Source organism: Aeromonas sp. QDB25 (assembly GCF_027707725.1).
Classification (GTDB): Bacteria; Pseudomonadota; Gammaproteobacteria; order Enterobacterales; family Aeromonadaceae; genus Aeromonas; species Aeromonas caviae.
Window position 1 is genome coordinate 1 of sequence record NZ_JAPCIZ010000085.1, and the last position, 15,980, is coordinate 15,980.

Sequence of the window (15,980 nt, forward strand, 5' to 3'; positions counted from 1 at the left end):
CATGGTGTTCCGCTTTGTTTCTTTGGCGAGAAGAAGCGTACCAGAACCGGCAGTTGGCCTCTTCTCTCCTATGCACCATGGGTGTTGCAGTTATTATCTGAATTCGCGCTGTTCCTTGTGAAATGAGCCGGGTTAGCCGATCAGCGACAGCGCATGGTCCAGCACCTTGTCGCCCCGCTGCATGCCGTAATCGATCATGTCGATGGTGGCCACCGGCACGCCGTGCGGTGCCGCACGCCCGGCCAGCTCCGCCTGCATGTACTTGACCTGGGGGCCTAGCAGCACGACCTGGTAGTGGGGCATCTGGTTGTCGAACTCGCTGGCACCGAAGGCGTTGATCTCGGCCTCCAGACCGCGTTTCGCCGCCTCTTCCTTCATCTTCTTGACCAGCAGGCTGGTGGACATGCCGGAGGAGCAGCACAACATGATCTTCTTCATCAGATAATCTCCTTGGGGTGGTATGGGAGGGATTGTGCCGATCTCGGAAATGAATGGAAACCGGTTTCCATTTTGATTCATTTCATTTGTGATCCAGGTCGACCATTCCCTGGAGAAGCGTGCCTTTTTTGTGAGCCAGCTAGAAAAACAGGGAAACTCGGTTGGTGAATACGGACGCTGAGTCCGAAAGAGAGCAGAATGGAGGCACGCCATAGCGCCTGGCGAGAAGAGGAAAGATGCCGCAATGAACATGCAAGTGATGGGGATGCTGGCCAGCATTGTTGAACAAAGAATGATACCGGTTGCCAACTGGCTGACACGCAGTCGGCACGTGATGGCACTCAGAGACGGGTTTCAGCTCGCCATGCCCTTCATCATCGTCGGCAGTCTGCTGGTGCCCATCCTCTATCCCCCTGTCGCCAGCGACAACGCCCACCCGCTGGCCATCGCCCTGCGGGACCTCTCCCAGCAGCTGATGCCCTGGCTGTATCCTGTCTACAGCCATACCGCCGGCCTGGTCTCCCTCATCATCGCCTTCGGAGCCGCCGCCAGCCTGGCCAAGGCGTATGAGATGCCGGAGCGCCTCTCCGGCCTGTGCGGCTGCGTCGCCTTCCTGCTGCTCATCGACTTTCGCTCGGCACAGGGAGGGGTCTTCGGCTACCTGGGAGGACTCGGGATTTTCACCGCCCTGCTGGCGGCCTTCTATACGGTGGAGGTCATCCGCCTGTTCCAGCGGGCCGGCTGGATCATCCAGTTTCCCGAGGAGGTCCCCCTGATGACCCGCCAGGGATTCCAGCTGATCATTCCCCTGCTGTTTATCACCCTCTCCCTCAGCTTGCTGCGGCTCTGGCTGCAACAGCATTTCGGGATATCGCTGCCCGAGCTGATGGAGTACCTGTTCCAGCCCCTGGTCACCGGCGCCGATACCTTGCCGGCACTGCTCATCGCCCTGCTGGTGGCACACCTGCTCTGGTTCATGGGGGTGCACGGGGCCCTCATCGTCAACGGCCTGCTCTCCCCGTTCTGGATGGCGGGTCTGAGCGCCAACCAGGGCGCACTGATGGCAGGGGAGCCCCTGCCCCACATCTTCCTGCAGGGGTTCTGGGACTACTACCTGCTGATCGGAGGCATAGGCACCACCCTGCCCCTGGTCTTCATGGCCATGCGCAGCCGCAGCCGAACCCTGCACTCGGTCGGCCGGCTCGGCCTCATCCCCTCGCTGTTCAACATCAACGAGCCCCTGCTGTTCGGTTTTCCCATCATCATGAACCCGCTCTTCTTCCTGCCCTTCATAGGGGTCCCCATGGTCAATGCCACCCTGGCCTGGCTGCTGACCGAGTGGGGCTACCTGGATCGCTTCGTCGCCATGTTGCCCTGGTCCATGCCCTCTCCCCTGGGGGCAGCCTGGGCCGCCAATGGCAGCCTGGCCAACGCCCTCATGGTGCTGGTCTGCATCCTCAACAGCTACGTGCTCTACCGCCCCTTCTTCATCGCTCACGAGCGGATGCTGCTGGCCCAGGAGACGGAGCGCAGGGCTCACTGATCAAGCAGGCCGCCCCGAGGCGGCCTGACTCAACGGTTGCCTGCGCGGGCAAAACTGCCCTGGGCCTGCACCTCATAAGGGCCGAGGCAGGCTGGCAGGAAGGCTGACTGCCCCCTATCCAATACCAGGGGGGGCTGGCCGTCACGGTGCAGGGAGAGGGAGCCATTGATGGCAAACAGGATCTCCGCGCTCGTCGTGACCAGCCTGTGTTCCCCCTCGCCGTAGACACTGAAGGTGAAGTCGGGGACAGGCACATCGAAGTGTTGCGCCCCTTCCTCCGCACGGGGAGAGATCAGGAGCGTCTCGACCGGCTTGGGCCGGCATTTGGTGCAGGCGAGCAGTTCGTCCACGTCCAGATGCTTGGCGGTCAGCCCGGCCCGCAGCACGTTGTCGGAGTTGGCCATGATTTCGAGCCCGGTCCCATGGACATAGGCATGGGGGGTACCGGCATCCAGATACATGGCCTGGCCCGGGTGCAGCGTCACCACATTGAGCAACAGGGGAGCAAACAGACCCACGTCCCCCGGATACTGGGTGAACAGGTCCAGCACTAGGGCAAAAGTCTCGTCCTGACGATCGCGCTCGGCACAGACCCTGAGGGCGGCGAGTGCCGTCTCTTTGCTCTCCCCCTCCAGAGTCAGCAGAGCCCGGAAGAAACGTGCCAGTCCGCCCTCGCTCTGATCGGCGGCGAACACCTCCACCAGCGGCGCCAGACTGGCCGCCGCCACCCGCTCAAACAGCACCAGGATGGCGGCAAAGTCACGAAAACCGTTCATCGCCTGATAGGGGGTCAGGGCGAACACCAGCTCGGGCTTGTGGTTGTCATCGCGATAGTTGCGGTAGGGAGCATCGATGGCGATACCCTCCGCCACCTCGCGAGCAAACCCGGCCTCGGCCTGAGCCTTGCTGGGGTGAACCTGGATGGAGAGCGCCTTCTCGGCACAGAGCACCTTGAACAGGAAGGGCAGCCCCCCGAAGCGGGCGTAGGTGGATTCGCCCAGTATCGCCACGCCGCGCCCGGCGATCAGCTCGGACAGAGGCGTCGGCAGGCCAGCTACCTCGACCTGTGAACAGCCGTTGGGATGAGCCCCCATCCAGAGCTCGGCCTGAGGCTTGCGCTCCGGATTCGTGATCCCGAACAGCCGGGTCAAGGCGTCACGGCTACCCCAGTCATATTCCTGGATCGGGTTTCGCATCAGAAATGCTGTCGATAAATACATGATGGACATCTCATGGTGATGGTGGAAGGGAGATGTCCGGAATGTATCAGCCCAACCCAATTACGGAAACCGGTTTCCACCATTGGAGTGATCCACATCAGATAATGACGCCATGAGAGGGGGGTGGCGACAGGTCGACATAAGGGAAGAAAACCTCTGTCCAGCGCGCCTGCGTATCAAGGGTAGGCGTTGTTCAGGCAGCCACGACCTGGCGTGGTGTCATGATACGGCCCAGGAGGATAAGGACGTCAGCCAGCAGCCAGCTGGGGGAATAATGAGCGAAAGAGGGCAATACTCGGAGCCTGCCGGCCCATTTGACGGCAAGCGCTTTCCAAAACAGGAGGGTGTGACTGAGGGGGGCGTTCGTCGGAGACGGGTCAGGGCAGACCAGAGAGTTGGGTCTGCCCTGAGTGCCGGGCTAGCCCATCAGCCCCAGGTAGTTCATTAGGGTGGCCCCCAGGCTGGTGGTGACGAGCGAGCCCAGGGTGGTGGTGGCGATGATGTTGGCCGCCAGGGCGCTGTCACCGCCCATGGCGCGGGTCATCACATAGCTGGCGGCGGCGGTGGGGGTTGAGCTGATGAGAAACAGGATGCCGAGGGCCTGAGGGCTGAAGCCGAGCGCCCAGGCCCCCAGCACCAGCAGCACGGGGATGCAGCACAACCGGTTGACCGTGGCCCAGCCGGTCAGCATGGCGCCGCCACGCAGGGCCTTGAGGTTGAGGCTGGCGCCGGTGCACAGCAGGGCCAGCGGCAGGGTCATGTTGGCGAAATAGTTGCCCGTGCTGATGACCAGCTGAGGCAGTTCGATGCCGAGCAGACCGAAGGGCAGGGCCGCCAGAATGGCGATGATGAGGGGGTTTTTGACGATCCCCTTGAGTATGGGGGCGAGCCCCTTTCCGCCCCCCAGGCTGCGGGTCAGGGTGATCACCGCGAGCACGTTGTAGAGCACAGTGATGGAGCCCACCAGCAGGGCGGCGGCCCCTATCCCCTCCGGGCCGTAGGCGTTTTGCACATAGGCCAGCCCCATGATCCCCATGTTGCCGCGAAAGCTGCCCTGCACGAAGATGCCCCGCAATTTCTGCTCGCTGATGAAACGGGCCGCCAGTACCTCCAGCACCAGGAAACCGGCGAGGGTGCCGAGCAGGCCGTAGAGGATGAGCCAGGGGCTCGGCATGGTGGAGAAGTCGGTGCGCACCATGCTCAGAAACAAGAGAGCTGGCAGGGTGACCTGGAACACCAGACGGGAGGCGGACTCGACGAAGCTGTCGGGCAAGAGACCCAGCCGCTTGAGCCAGATGCCGAGTACCAGCACCAGACAGATGGGGCCCGTGATGGAGAGAGAGAAGTGCAGACTTGCCAACAGATCCATGATGCGCGTCCTGTGCAACGGCGAAGAAAGTCGCCTGGGAAAGGGCATTCTAACGCCATGGGCTTGTATTCACAGGAGTTAATCACAACAATGTCTGCATCCCGGTTGTCGCCCTCCCCTGTCACGGATCCCCCATGGAAAAGAAACTGACCATCCTCGATATCGCTCGCCTCAGCGGGGTCGGCAAGTCGACCGTCTCCCGGGTGCTCAATCAGGATCCCAAGGTCAATGCCCAGACCAGGGCCAGGGTCGAATCGGTGATCGCCCAGCACGGTTTCGTCCCGAGCAAGTCGGCCAGGGCCATGCGCAACCAGAGCCAGCAGGTGGTCGGCATCGTGGTGTCGCGCCTCGACTCCAGCTCCGAGAACCAGGCGGTGCGCGGCATGCTGGAGACCCTCTACCAGCGTGGCTACGACGCCGTGCTGATGGAGAGCAAGTTCTCCCCCGCCAAGGTGAGCGAGCACCTGGCGGTGCTGGAGCGGCGCGGGGTGGACGGCATCATCCTGTTTGCCTTCAACGATCTGGACTATGCCGCCATGGCGCCGCTCAGGGAGAAACTGGTGCTGATGGCCCGCGAGCGCCCCGGCTTCTCGTCGGTCTGCTTCGACGATGACGGGGCGGTGCGCGCCGTGCTTGCCCACCTCGGAGAGCGTGGCCTGACCGAGGTCGCCTATCTCGGGGTGGAACGCAGCGATCTCACCACCGGGTTGCGTCGGCATCAGGCTTACCTCGACTACTGTCGGGAACAGGGGCGCACGCCCCGCAGCGCCCTCGGGGATCTCGGTCTGCAAAGCGGCTATCGGCTCGCGGCCGAGCTGCTCACCCCCACCACCCAGGCCATGGTCTGTGCCAGCGACACCCTGGCCATCGGCGCCGCCAAATACCTGCAGGAGCAGGGGCGCACCGACATCCTGGTGAGCGGCCTTGGCAGCAATCCCATGCTGACGTTCCTCTTTGCCAACACCCTCAGCCTGGATTTCGGCTACAAGGACGCCGGCATCCTGGCCGCCAGACAGCTGCTCGACCAGATTGAAGAGGGGCAGCCCCCCAGAGCCACCATCGCCCCCTGTCAGCCCCTGTAGTCTATCTTTTCCTCCATTCCCGGCGTTTTGCGCTTTTTGTGACCAGCGCCACGAATTGGGAACGTTCCCATTGCCGATGCCAGCCACTGGCTTCATGCTGATTGGGAACGATACCAATAAACGGGCGGTCCTTGGCCAGCCGGTAAAGACACGACCATTATTCATGGAGTCACAGAGGGAAGGCTCATGTCAAAAGTCAACACACAGCATCTGGCGCAGCTGATCGAGCGGATCGGCGGCAAAGAGAACATCACCACTGTCAGCCACTGCCTGACCCGGCTCAGGTTCGTGCTGGCCGATCCGGCCAAGGCCGATCCCAAGGCCATCGAGACCATCCCTTCGGTGAAGGGGAGCTTCACCCAGGGCGGCCAGTTCCAGGTGGTGATCGGCAACGAGGTGGATCAGTGGTACAAGGCGCTGAGCCAGGAGATCGGCGTCAGCGGTGCCAGCAAGGATGCCGCCAAGCAGGCGGCCCGCCAGAACATGAATCCGCTGGAGCGCGGCATCTCCCACCTGGCGGAGATCTTCGTGCCCCTGCTGCCCGCCATCATCACCGGCGGCCTGATCCTGGGCTTTCGCAACGTCATCGGCGACATCAAGATGTTCGACGACGGGACCCATACCCTGGTGGAGATCAGTCAGTTCTGGGCCCAGGTCCACGCCTTCCTCTGGCTGCTGGGTGAGGCCATCTTCCACTTCCTGCCGGTGGGCGTCTGCTGGTCCGCGGTGAGAAAGATGGGCGGATCCGAGATCCTCGGCATAGTGCTGGGCATCACCCTGGTCTCGCCCCAGCTGATGAACGCCTACGGCATCGGCCAGCAGACCCCCGAGGTGTGGGACTTCGGTCTGTTCGTCATCCAGAAGGTGGGTTATCAGGCCCAGGTCATTCCGGCCCTGCTGGCGGGTGTCTTCCTCGCCTGGGTGGAGACCAACTTGAAGCGCATCATCCCGGCCTATCTCTACCTGGTGATCGTGCCCTTCATCTCCCTGCTGCTGGCGGTGATCGTGGCCCATGCCTTCATCGGTCCGTTCGGCCGCTGGCTCGGTGACGGCGTCGGCTTCGCCGCCAAGGCCGCCATGACCGGCTCCTTCGCCCCCATCGGCGCCGCCCTGTTCGGCTTCCTCTACGCCCCCCTGGTCATCACCGGCATCCACCACACCACCAACGCGGTGGACCTGCAGCTGATGCAGAGCATGGGGGGCACCCCCATCTGGCCGCTGATCGCGCTCTCCAATATCGCCCAGGCGTCTGCGGTCGTCGGCATCATCCTGATCAGCCGCAAGGAGAACGAGCGGGAGATCTCGGTGCCTGCCGCCATCTCCGCCTACCTCGGGGTGACCGAACCGGCCATGTACGGCATCAACCTCAAGTACAAGTTCCCCATGCTGTGCGCCATGGTGGGCTCCAGCCTCGCGGCCCTTATCTGCGGGTTTGCAGGTGTGATGGCCAACGGCATCGGGGTGGGCGGCCTGCCCGGCATCCTCTCCATCCAGCCGCAGTACTGGGGCATCTACGCCATCGCCATGCTGGTGGCCATCGTGGTGCCAGTCCTGCTGACCCTGCTGATCTACAAGCGCCAGCAGGCGGCTGGCAAGCTGGACCTGGCCACGGCCTGATCCATCCACACTCAGGCGGAGCCTTGGCTCCGCCCTTTTCATCTGGCCTGTTCAGACCAACCCCGTTTCAACTGATGAGCGACCCAACCATGAAACAGACACCCTGGTGGCAAAGCGCCGTGATTTACCAGATCTACCCCAAGAGCTTTCAGGACAGCGGTGCCCGCGGCACCGGCGATCTCAAGGGGATCATGGCCCGCCTCGACTACCTCAAGACCCTCGGCGTCGACGCCCTCTGGCTGACCCCGGTCTACGTCTCGCCGCAGGTGGACAACGGCTACGACATCGCCGACTACCTGAATATTGATCCCGCCTACGGCACCATGGCCGACTTCGAGGCGCTCCTGGCCGCCGCCCACGCGCGCGACATTCGGATCGTGATGGATATCGTCGTCAACCACACCTCCACCGAGCACGCCTGGTTCAAGTCGGCGCTGGGGGACAAAAACAGCCCCTACCGCGACTACTACATCTGGAAAGACCCGGTGGACGGCGGCGTGCCCAACAACTGGCAGTCCAAGTTTGGCGGCAGCGCCTGGGAGCTGGACAGCGCCACCGGCCAGTACTACCTGCACCTCTTCGCCCGCGAGCAGGCGGATCTCAACTGGGAGAACCCGGCCGTGCGCGCCGAGGTCAAAAACATCATCCACTTCTGGGCGAAGAAGGGGGTGGACGGCTTCCGCCTCGACGTCATCAACCTCATCTCCAAGGATCAGCGCTTCCCGAGCGACGACAGCGGCGATGGTCGCCGCTTCTACACCGACGGGCCGCGCATCCACGAATTCCTGCAGGACGTGAGCCGCGACGTGTTCGCGCCGGTGGGCGCCATGACGGTGGGGGAGATGTCCTCCACCAGCCTGGAGCACTGCCAGCGCTATGGCGCGCTGGATGGCACCGAGCTCTCCATGGTGTTCAATTTCCACCATCTGAAGGTGGATTATCCCAATGGCGACAAGTGGACCAAGGCCCCGTTCGATTTCCTCGAACTCAAGCGCATCTTCAACCACTGGCAGAGCGGCATGCACGGCAAGGGGTGGTCGGCCCTGTTCTGGTGCAACCACGACCAGCCGCGCATCGTCTCCCGCTTCGGTGACGAGGGGGAACATCGGGTGGTGGCGGCCAAGATGCTGGCCAGCACCCTGCACGGGCTGCAGGGCACCCCCTACATCTATCAGGGGGAGGAGATCGGCATGACCAACCCCGGCTATCTGAGCATCGATGACTATCAGGACGTGGAGAGCCGCAACATCTTTGCCATCAAGCAGGCCGAAGGGATGGGCGAGGCCGAGATCCTCGCCATTCTCGGCGCCAAGTCCCGGGACAACTCCCGCACGCCCATGCAGTGGAGTGCGGCCCCCAATGCGGGCTTCACCAGCGGAACGCCCTGGCTCAAGCCAGCTGCCAACTACCCCGCGATCAACGCCGAGGCGGCCCTGGCCGACTCGGGCTCGGTGTTCTGGCATTACCGGGATCTGATCCAGCTGCGCAAGGCCCACCCCATCTTCACTCACGGGGATTATCAGGAGCTGCTGGCGGGGCACCCGAAGATCTGGGCCTATGCCCGCCGCGCCGACGGCCAGACCCTGCTGGTGGTGAGCAACTTCTACGGCGAGCCGGCGGCCTTCGATCTGCCGGCCGAGCTGGCCGGTGGCAAGGGACAGCTGCTGCTTGGCAATTACCCGGACGGCCCGGCGCAGCCAGGGTCCTGCACGCTGCGCCCTTATGAATCCCTTATCTGGCTGATGGAGCAATGATGACTGACGCAACGACAGCGACACGGTCAGCCGTGCGCGGCCCCGAGTGGCAGAAGATGGTGGCGGGGGAACCCTATGATGCGGGCGACCCCGAGCTCAAAGCGGCGCGCGAGCGCTGCCGCAGGCTCTATCACACCTTCAATACCAGCTGGCAGGAGAAGCCGGCGCGCGATGCCCTGCTCCATGAACTGCTCGGCGGGCGCGGCACCCAGTGCGCCATCAATCCGCCGTTCTATTGCGACTATGGCGCCAACATCTTCGTGGGGGAAAATTTCTACGCCAACGTGGGCTGCACCATCCTCGACGTATGCGAGGTGCACATCGGTGACAACGTGCTGCTGGCGCCCGGGGTGCAGATCTACACCGCCGCCCACCCGGTGGCGGTAGCGCCACGCATCAGGGGGGTGGAGTTCGGGGCGCCGGTACGCATCGGCAACAACGTCTGGATAGGCGGCAGCGTCGTCATCTGCCCCGGCGTCACCATAGGGGACAACAGCGTGATCGGGGCGGGATCCGTGGTCACCCGGGACATTCCTCCCGGGGTGGTCGCCGTCGGCAATCCCTGCCGCGTCTTGCGCCCCATGACGGCGGAGGAGCTGGCGGCAGGCTGACTCCCAGGGCAGGCATCACGCCTGCCCTCTTTCCAGGCGCCATGCCCCCTGACTAAACGAATCCGCCCCTGTCCCTTCTTACACCGGCAACAGGGCACCACAGCGTTTATGCTGCCCCATGACCACCAGGGTCTTGAAGCTGCGCACCTGCTCCCTGGCGTGCAGCACGCGCCGGGTGAACTGCTCGTAACTCTGCATGTCCCGGGCGGCCACCTGCAGCACGAAGTCCTGCTCGCCCGTGACGTACCAGAGGTCCATCACCTCGGGCTCCCCTTTCAGGCAGGCGATCATCTCGTCGACGATCCGGCCGTGATCCCGCTCCAGGGTCACCAGCACCAGCATGGTGATGGGCCAGCCCATGGTCGCCGGCGCCACCAGCGCCACCTCCCGCTCGATCAGCCCCGCCTCGCGCAAGGTGCGAAGGCGGCGGTAACAGGCCGGTGCAGAGAGGCCGACCCTGTGGGCCAGCTCGGGAATGGGCAGACGGGCATCCTGTTGCAACTCGGCGAGGATGAGCAGGTCAAATTTGTCGGTCATGGGGCTCAAGAGATAAAAATTATCGCGTAGGGCCAGTATTAGACCGAAATTATGGCGGGCTCCAGATATATTTTCTTACCTCCCCCTTACCCAGGTTTGCACCCATGTCGCCGAATCCCCCCGCCTTCTCCTCCCTGCTGGCTGTTTTGCTCGCCATGCTGTCGATCACCCTCGGGGCCTCCCTGGCCAAGACGCTGTTTCCCCTGCTCGGTGCCGCAGGCACCACCCTATTCCGGCTGGGGTGTGCCGCCCTTCTCCTGTCGCTGGTGTTTCGCATCTGGCGTGCCCCTCTCGACCGGCGCACCCTGCTGGGCGCCCTCCCCTACGGCCTCTCGCTGGGGGCCATGAACCTGCTCTTCTATCTGGCCATCGAGCGCATCCCCCTCGGCGTGGCGCTGGCCATCGAGTTCACCGGCCCGCTGACGGTGGCGCTGCTCTCCTCCCGCCACCGGGAAGACTTCCTCTGGCTCGGGCTGGCCATCGTCGGCTTGCTGCTGCTCTTGCCCCTGCAGGCCGCCGAGCAGGCCATCGATCCCCTGGGAGCCGCACTGGCCCTGGGCGCCGGCGTGTTCTGGGGGCTCTACATGCTGACCGGCAAGCGGGCCGGGGCCCTGCTGGGTGCGCAGGCGCCGGCCCTTGGCATGTGGGTCGGCACCCTGCTGGTGCTCCCCTTCGGCCTCGCCGGGGCGAGCGAGGCCTCCTTCACCCTGCCCGTGATCCTGGCCATCGCGGGGGTCGGGTTGCTCTCGAGCGCCCTCCCCTATTCGCTGGAGATGTTTGCCCTGCGCCGGTTGCCGCTCAAGAGCTACGGCATTCTCACCAGCGGCGAACCCGCCATGGGGGCCCTGATGGGATTGATGCTGCTGGGAGAGCGGTTGCCCCCCGCCCAGTGGCTCGGGATCGCCGCCATCATCGCCGCCTCCATGGGCACCACCTGGCAGGCGGGTCGTCGACAAGCCGGCTCCGCCTGAACCAAAAAAACGGGGCCGGTGATGACCGGCCCCGGGGGAGACGCGCGAGCGTCAGGATGAATAGCCGTAGCAGCGCTTGAGCTCGCCGAAGTCATAGAAGAAGCTGCCAGCCTGGACTGGAATACACCCGGCCTTGAAGGCGAGCTCCTTCTCGTTGTAGAGCATCTTCACCAGCACCCGGCCGGCCTCGTTGCGGTAGACATCCCACTGGATGTTGGCCGCATAGGGGGAGACCCAGCCGCCGCGCCACTCGTTGTTCTCCTGGCTCATCAGCACGCCGGGCTGGGCGCTCTGGCGGCTCCCTTCCAGCTGCATCAGGGCCGCCAGCGGGATCAGGGTCTCCGCATGGGCGAAGCGCAGCTTGGCGACGTGCTCGCCGGCCCCCTCCACCACCTGGGTCTGCACCTCGTTGAACAGGCCGTCCAGCAGGGGCTGGGCCACGGCGTAGGTGGCGCTCTGGCTGGCAAGGCTCGGCCCCTTCTCGTAGAAGTCCTCGGCATCGGAGAGGTAGGAGAACCAGGCCGACTCCTCCGGGGTGATGAACTGCTCCAGATCCCAGGGCGCCCCTTGCGCCTGCGCCTCGCGCACCATGCCCGGACCTATGATGAAGAGGTTGTAGAGCATGAGGGCGGCGTCCACCTCGTCGTGCACATAGGTCTTGCCGCCGTCTTCCGGGTTCACCGCCACATACTCGACGCCACCGGCCAGCTCGTCGACAAAGGCCTTGCTGTAGAGGCGCTCGAGCATCTCGCGGGCCATCACCCGGGTCCTGGGCAGGGCCTTGAGCGCCTCGAGAGCCTCGGTCAGCTCGGGGGCGGGAGCCACTCCGTTGTCTTCGTCCCCGATGAAGGCCTGATAGTCCTGGAAGGTGGGCAGGTACTGGGCGTATTGCCCTTCCGGCTCCGTCTTGTGGAAGTAGAGCTCGAACTTGTTGCGCAGCCCCTTGTCGATCTCGGAAGGGTTCTCCTGGCTCACGTAGCAGTCGGCGCTGTCGGCCACCAGCGAGACCCGCTTGGCCAGGCTCTGCATGAAGAAGTAGGCGCTCTCGTTGGCGCGATCCTTGCCCGAGGTCTCGACCTTGAGGCAGAGCGGGCTCGCGCCCCCGGTCAGCAGGGTGGGCAACCGCTCGGCGAGCCGGGTCGCGAGGTTGGCGTGCTCCTCCTTGCCGAGCGCACTCAGCAGGCCATAGCCCAGGGTCTGGTTGGCGGCGGTGACGGCATCCACCTTGGCGCCGAGCGTCTGGCCCAGCTCGGTCAAGGCCCCCTGCCTTGCGGCGGCCTCCCACACCAGCTTGGTCAGCACGTCGTACTTGGGGCTCGACAGCGAGCGCGAGCCGTGACGGGCCACAAGCTCGGTGAAGACAGGGGTGAAGCCGGCAGGGGCGGCCTCATAGCTGCTCGCATCCTGGCGGGCAGCATAGACGGCCTTGGTGCTGTATTGGTAGTCGCCGACGGCGGGCGACGAGGAGTCGTTTTCCGAATGGCAGCCGCTCAGCAGGGTGGTCGCCACGCAGGCGGCGAGGGTAGAGACGCGAAACATAGTCATCCTTGAACCAGTTTGAAAATGAAGCCGCACAGTACGCACTTCATATGACAATCCGGTGTCAGGCCCGGACGCGGCGCCGACATCCTGCCGGACAGGGCCGCTCGCGCCTCTCCATTCCGCCCGCAAAGAATCATTCATATTTTTTGAACTTGTAGAGCAGTTTATCTCGCTAACAATCATGAACGAGGCTGTTTAATATTCACTCATCGCTTGAGCAGGAGCGCCAAGCCGCAACATAACTGGTCATTCATGGTGATGGCACCACAGAACCGGGTGCCTGATATCAGTGAAAGAACAACACACGATTTGAATGACCTCTTGCATGGATGCATTGATATGGGCCTGACCGGCCCTGCCAATGACATAACAACCAAGAGAGTGAATGAACATGAAAAACGTAATCAAGATGCTGGCCGTCGCAGGCCTGATGAGTGTTGGTGTTGCCCAGGCTGCCGTCCCCGCCGACTTCAACGCTGCCCCTGGCGTGTTGTTCGTGAACTGGCACGCCGGCGCCGCCATGGCCGGCAAGAGCAACCCCCAGCTGGAGGTGCGTGACGAATCCGGTGATGTGGTGGCCTCGGTCCATGCCAGCCTGATGGGTACCCAGCAGGTGCACATTCCGAGCCGCGCCCAGGGCAACCTGACCGTCAGCCTCGGGGATCAGAGCAGCGACTATCGCCTGCCGTTCGGTATCGGCAGCGGCAAGGCGCGCTGATCACGACAAGGCGATCGGTTTCTTCCTGCCAGACACGACAAGGGCGCCATTATGGCGCCCTTGTCGTCCTTGTCGAACGGCTGGAACCCTACTGGGTGAACACGGGGCCGAAGCCGGATCCCCACAGAATGGCCGTGGCCGCCAGCACGCAGACCAGCAGCACCAGACCGACCGTCACCACGGAACTGGCATAGATGAATCCCTGCTCCTTGGAGATGTGCATCAGGATCGGCACCCCCACGTAAAGCAGGTAGACGGAGTAGGTCAGCCCGATGAGGCCGATGATCATGACGAACCAGAGGTGCGGGAAGAAGGCGGACAAGCCGACCATGAAGAGCGGCGTGGAGGTGTAGGCCGCGAGCTCGAGCGAGGTCGTGTAGCTGGGATCCGAGCCGAAGGTGTGCCCCATCCAGTGCACCAGGTAGGAGAGCGCGAGGACGCCGATGATGAGCGTCACGTACATGGCGATCGACAGCATGAGTGCGCTGTTGGCGGTCAGGGTGATGGGATCACCGACGCCTATGCTCCAGCCGATGTGCACGGCGGAGTAGTAGGCGCAGATGGGAGGGATCAGGGCCACGATCAGGATATGGGACAGACTGTTTCTGAAACTGTCGTGTCGCTCGTCTATGGTATGCCATTCGGTGTGGGGATGGGCATACAATCCCCATAAGTGATTCAATATCATAGCGTTATTCCTTCTCTACATCGGTGGTTGGCGGATCGATACCGGGCTTTCTCCTCTGATTGCGTCATGTCCGGGCGCTGGCGGTGCCATCGCTTGCCATGGCATGCGATGACTTTAAATAAAGTCGCTCCACCGCCGCTGCGTCAAGCGAGGTCGCCGGGCCAGCCGGGAGGGATGGGAAGACAGCAGGAGGGCACCGGAGGCGGGCACTGATGGCACCCGCCGCTGGCACTCCCGTCAATACTGCTTGGTTTTCGAGGCAAAACCCGCGAGGAAGAGACCGGTCAGGAACATGCCGCAGAAGGCCTCGATGGCCGACAGCAGTTGCAGCGGCGAGGAAGTCTGGGAGATGTCCCCATAACCCAGGGTCACGAAGGTGACGATGCTGAAATAGAGAGAGCGCCCCAGATGGCCGTGGGTTGCAGACTCCGGTGCCAGGAAATAGGTCAGGGTCGCCAGCAGGATCACCCCCATCGACATCAGCAGGCTTCTGATGGGACGCTCCCCAAATCCCCAGGTGATGAAGCTGATGAACTTGCCCGCGCACTTGAGATAGCACAACAGGGAGAGCCAGCACTTCGTCATCGGACCGCTGCGCAACCAGCGCTCCCGGAACAGCTCCCGCGGGCTCGCCAGGGACTTCATCTCGTGCAGCTTCTCCTTGTAGTAGCACTCGCCGGCGTCGACGGTGTCACCCACGCTGGAGAAGAGACGCTTGGCATTGCGATAGAGTTTGCTCGCCTCGTTGTGGTCGATCCGCCCATTGTCGTTGTAGACCACCTCCACCTTGTCCAGGTTGGTGTGCTCCATGGTGGCATCGAAGTTCTTGGCGCTGACGCTGAAGTTTTTCAGCACCGCCCGGGAGGAGTGGAAGCGGATCTCCTCGCACTCTATGGTGAAGTCCTGAAAGACCCCGTCCTCCAGCGCCAGCTCCCGCTTTTTGGCCCAGGCCCTGTGGTCCCACAGCAGGGAGTCGAACAGATCGAGCCCGATCACCCCGCCATTGACCCTGACCCCCTTGGCCGAGCAGTGCCACAGATAAACCTTGGAGTTGTTGACGGCCCCATCGAGAGAGAGCTCGTCGAGACAGGTAAAATCGAGCAACCGGCCGGAGATGATGGGGCTTTTGAGGGCAACACCGCCGATGTTGAGCAGACGATGCTTGCCCAGCACCTGGGCCTCCCCCTTGTTGTTCTCCGAGACCGAGAGCAGGCTTTGCACCCGTTTCACCTCGTCATTGCCATGTTTTCCCGCCAGCCACATGCTGTAAGGCTCGAAACGGGTCTCCGAGCGGATGAGGCCGCTCTTGCGCAGGGATTCCAGTGCACTCGAGGCGCTCTCATACAGGCGGACCTTGTCGTCGCTCATGTAGACACAAAGGCTCAGCACGCAGCGGGAGCTGATGAAGCGGGCGATGCCGATCTGGAAGATCACGCTTTTTTCTATCTTCTGCTCCGCCATCCAGTCGTCGAAATGGGGCAGCGACGCCACCAGCAGCGCCCAGATACGGGGATAATCGTTCTCACGCCGCCACTCGTTGAATTGCTCGGGGGAAAGCTGCCAAAGCTCTGTTGCATTCATAGATGACCTCAGTAATGGAGATGTTCTCGTCGGTGATTCTCTGTCAAGTGCAACCAATAGAAGCGAGCTTACAACAGCAACGAATGGCCCCTAAGAATCAGGAGAAAAAAAGTTAACCATTTGAAAAAAATGCATAAATGCTTTCTCACACACCAAAAAATGAACGCTCAGAGATAAAAAAAACTCCCGACCGGGAGCTTTTTTTAGGTTCATCGCGGCTTTCCGGGGAAGGCCGCCTTGATTTTCAGAAAAAAGTATTCTGAGTCCCTAAATCCATATGCCATGCGCTTTATCACTTTGATCTTGTTG

The 15,980-nt window shown here is 62.8% G+C and carries 15 protein-coding genes; 7 read left to right on the forward strand and 8 right to left on the reverse strand.

The annotated features are described in order from the left end of the window. Positions 1-132 precede the first annotated feature (132 nt). Positions 133-438: a PTS sugar transporter subunit IIB gene (locus tag PG883_RS19895; protein ID WP_041211761.1), complete on the reverse strand. Its 306-nt coding sequence runs from the start codon at positions 436-438 to the stop codon at positions 133-135. A 244-nt stretch (positions 439-682) separates the two neighbouring features. On the opposite strand from PG883_RS19895, the gene PG883_RS19900 reads away from it, so the two are divergent. Further along, positions 683-1,981, forward strand: coding sequence for a PTS sugar transporter subunit IIC (locus PG883_RS19900; RefSeq protein WP_041211762.1), 1,299 nt, complete (start codon positions 683-685; stop codon positions 1,979-1,981). A 29-nt stretch (positions 1,982-2,010) separates the two neighbouring features. Here PG883_RS19900 and manA read toward each other — a convergent pair whose 3' ends face one another. Both manA and PG883_RS19910 read right to left on the reverse strand, forming a co-directional pair. Then, entirely contained in the window at positions 2,011-3,210 is a 1,200-nt protein-coding gene (gene manA / locus PG883_RS19905; protein WP_201984838.1) for a mannose-6-phosphate isomerase, class I, read from the reverse strand. Positions 3,211-3,619: 409 nt separating this feature from the next. Continuing rightward, on the reverse strand, positions 3,620-4,570 hold the full coding sequence (locus PG883_RS19910) for an AEC family transporter (protein ID WP_042878288.1): 951 nt from the start codon (positions 4,568-4,570) through the stop codon (positions 3,620-3,622). A 134-nt stretch (positions 4,571-4,704) separates the two neighbouring features. On the opposite strand from PG883_RS19910, the gene treR reads away from it, so the two are divergent. The 4 genes from treR to PG883_RS19930 all read left to right on the forward strand — a co-directional run bounded on the left by treR (position 4,705) and on the right by PG883_RS19930 (position 9,634). Further along, positions 4,705-5,652, forward strand: coding sequence for a trehalose operon repressor TreR (gene treR / locus PG883_RS19915; RefSeq protein ID WP_270807815.1), 948 nt, complete (start codon positions 4,705-4,707; stop codon positions 5,650-5,652). Positions 5,653-5,838: 186 nt separating this feature from the next. Next, positions 5,839-7,269, forward strand: a complete 1,431-nt coding sequence (gene treB / locus PG883_RS19920) for a PTS trehalose transporter subunit IIBC (RefSeq protein WP_270807816.1) — start codon at positions 5,839-5,841, stop codon at positions 7,267-7,269. Positions 7,270-7,358: 89 nt separating this feature from the next. Then, complete coding sequence (gene treC / locus PG883_RS19925; protein ID WP_270807818.1) at positions 7,359-9,023, forward strand: alpha,alpha-phosphotrehalase; 1,665 nt, start codon at positions 7,359-7,361, stop codon at positions 9,021-9,023. Continuing rightward, complete coding sequence (locus PG883_RS19930) at positions 9,023-9,634, forward strand: sugar O-acetyltransferase (protein WP_270807820.1); 612 nt, start codon at positions 9,023-9,025, stop codon at positions 9,632-9,634. The genes treC and PG883_RS19930 overlap by 1 nt, the downstream gene beginning before the upstream one ends. A gap of 78 nt (positions 9,635-9,712) precedes the next feature. Here the strand turns inward: PG883_RS19930 and PG883_RS19935 are convergent, their stop codons facing one another. Then, complete coding sequence (locus PG883_RS19935) at positions 9,713-10,171, reverse strand: Lrp/AsnC family transcriptional regulator (RefSeq protein ID WP_134694798.1); 459 nt, start codon at positions 10,169-10,171, stop codon at positions 9,713-9,715. 104 nt (positions 10,172-10,275) lie between these two features. On the opposite strand from PG883_RS19935, the gene PG883_RS19940 reads away from it, so the two are divergent. After that, a complete protein-coding gene (locus PG883_RS19940) occupies positions 10,276-11,142 on the forward strand; it encodes an EamA family transporter (RefSeq protein ID WP_270807825.1) in 867 nt (288 codons plus the stop codon). 51 nt (positions 11,143-11,193) lie between these two features. Here PG883_RS19940 and PG883_RS19945 read toward each other — a convergent pair whose 3' ends face one another. Beyond that, entirely contained in the window at positions 11,194-12,687 is a 1,494-nt protein-coding gene (locus PG883_RS19945; RefSeq protein ID WP_319883360.1) for a histidine-type phosphatase, read from the reverse strand. Positions 12,688-13,069: 382 nt separating this feature from the next. On the opposite strand from PG883_RS19945, the gene PG883_RS19950 reads away from it, so the two are divergent. Next, complete coding sequence (locus tag PG883_RS19950) at positions 13,070-13,402, forward strand: hypothetical protein (protein WP_043762884.1); 333 nt, start codon at positions 13,070-13,072, stop codon at positions 13,400-13,402. An 88-nt stretch (positions 13,403-13,490) separates the two neighbouring features. On the opposite strand, the gene PG883_RS19955 is transcribed toward PG883_RS19950, so the two are convergent. From PG883_RS19955 to PG883_RS19965, 3 genes are all read right to left on the reverse strand, one after another. Next, complete coding sequence (locus tag PG883_RS19955; RefSeq protein ID WP_134694794.1) at positions 13,491-14,090, reverse strand: Yip1 family protein; 600 nt, start codon at positions 14,088-14,090, stop codon at positions 13,491-13,493. A 237-nt stretch (positions 14,091-14,327) separates the two neighbouring features. Then, positions 14,328-15,671 carry a potassium channel family protein gene (locus PG883_RS19960; protein WP_010675794.1) on the reverse strand — a complete coding sequence of 448 codons (1,344 nt, stop codon included), beginning with the start codon at positions 15,669-15,671 and terminating at the stop codon, positions 14,328-14,330. Between the two features lie 209 nt (positions 15,672-15,880). Beyond that, positions 15,881-15,980 (reverse strand): transposase (locus PG883_RS19965; RefSeq protein WP_167576793.1); only part of this gene is annotated, 100 nt, incomplete at its 5' end.

Coding starts and splice junctions, on each gene's coding strand:
- PG883_RS19895 (WP_041211761.1), bottom strand. CDS start 438: ATGAAGAAGATCATGTTGTGCTGCTCCTCCGGCATGTCCACCAGCCTG.
- PG883_RS19900 (WP_041211762.1), top strand. CDS start 683: ATGAACATGCAAGTGATGGGGATGCTGGCCAGCATTGTTGAACAAAGA.
- manA (WP_201984838.1), bottom strand. CDS start 3,210: ATGTCCATCATGTATTTATCGACAGCATTTCTGATGCGAAACCCGATC.
- PG883_RS19910 (WP_042878288.1), bottom strand. CDS start 4,570: ATGGATCTGTTGGCAAGTCTGCACTTCTCTCTCTCCATCACGGGCCCC.
- treR (WP_270807815.1), top strand. CDS start 4,705: ATGGAAAAGAAACTGACCATCCTCGATATCGCTCGCCTCAGCGGGGTC.
- treB (WP_270807816.1), top strand. CDS start 5,839: ATGTCAAAAGTCAACACACAGCATCTGGCGCAGCTGATCGAGCGGATC.
- treC (WP_270807818.1), top strand. CDS start 7,359: ATGAAACAGACACCCTGGTGGCAAAGCGCCGTGATTTACCAGATCTAC.
- PG883_RS19930 (WP_270807820.1), top strand. CDS start 9,023: ATGACTGACGCAACGACAGCGACACGGTCAGCCGTGCGCGGCCCCGAG.
- PG883_RS19935 (WP_134694798.1), bottom strand. CDS start 10,171: ATGACCGACAAATTTGACCTGCTCATCCTCGCCGAGTTGCAACAGGAT.
- PG883_RS19940 (WP_270807825.1), top strand. CDS start 10,276: ATGTCGCCGAATCCCCCCGCCTTCTCCTCCCTGCTGGCTGTTTTGCTC.
- PG883_RS19945 (WP_319883360.1), bottom strand. CDS start 12,687: ATGACTATGTTTCGCGTCTCTACCCTCGCCGCCTGCGTGGCGACCACC.
- PG883_RS19950 (WP_043762884.1), top strand. CDS start 13,070: ATGAACATGAAAAACGTAATCAAGATGCTGGCCGTCGCAGGCCTGATG.
- PG883_RS19955 (WP_134694794.1), bottom strand. CDS start 14,090: ATGATATTGAATCACTTATGGGGATTGTATGCCCATCCCCACACCGAA.
- PG883_RS19960 (WP_010675794.1), bottom strand. CDS start 15,671: ATGAATGCAACAGAGCTTTGGCAGCTTTCCCCCGAGCAATTCAACGAG.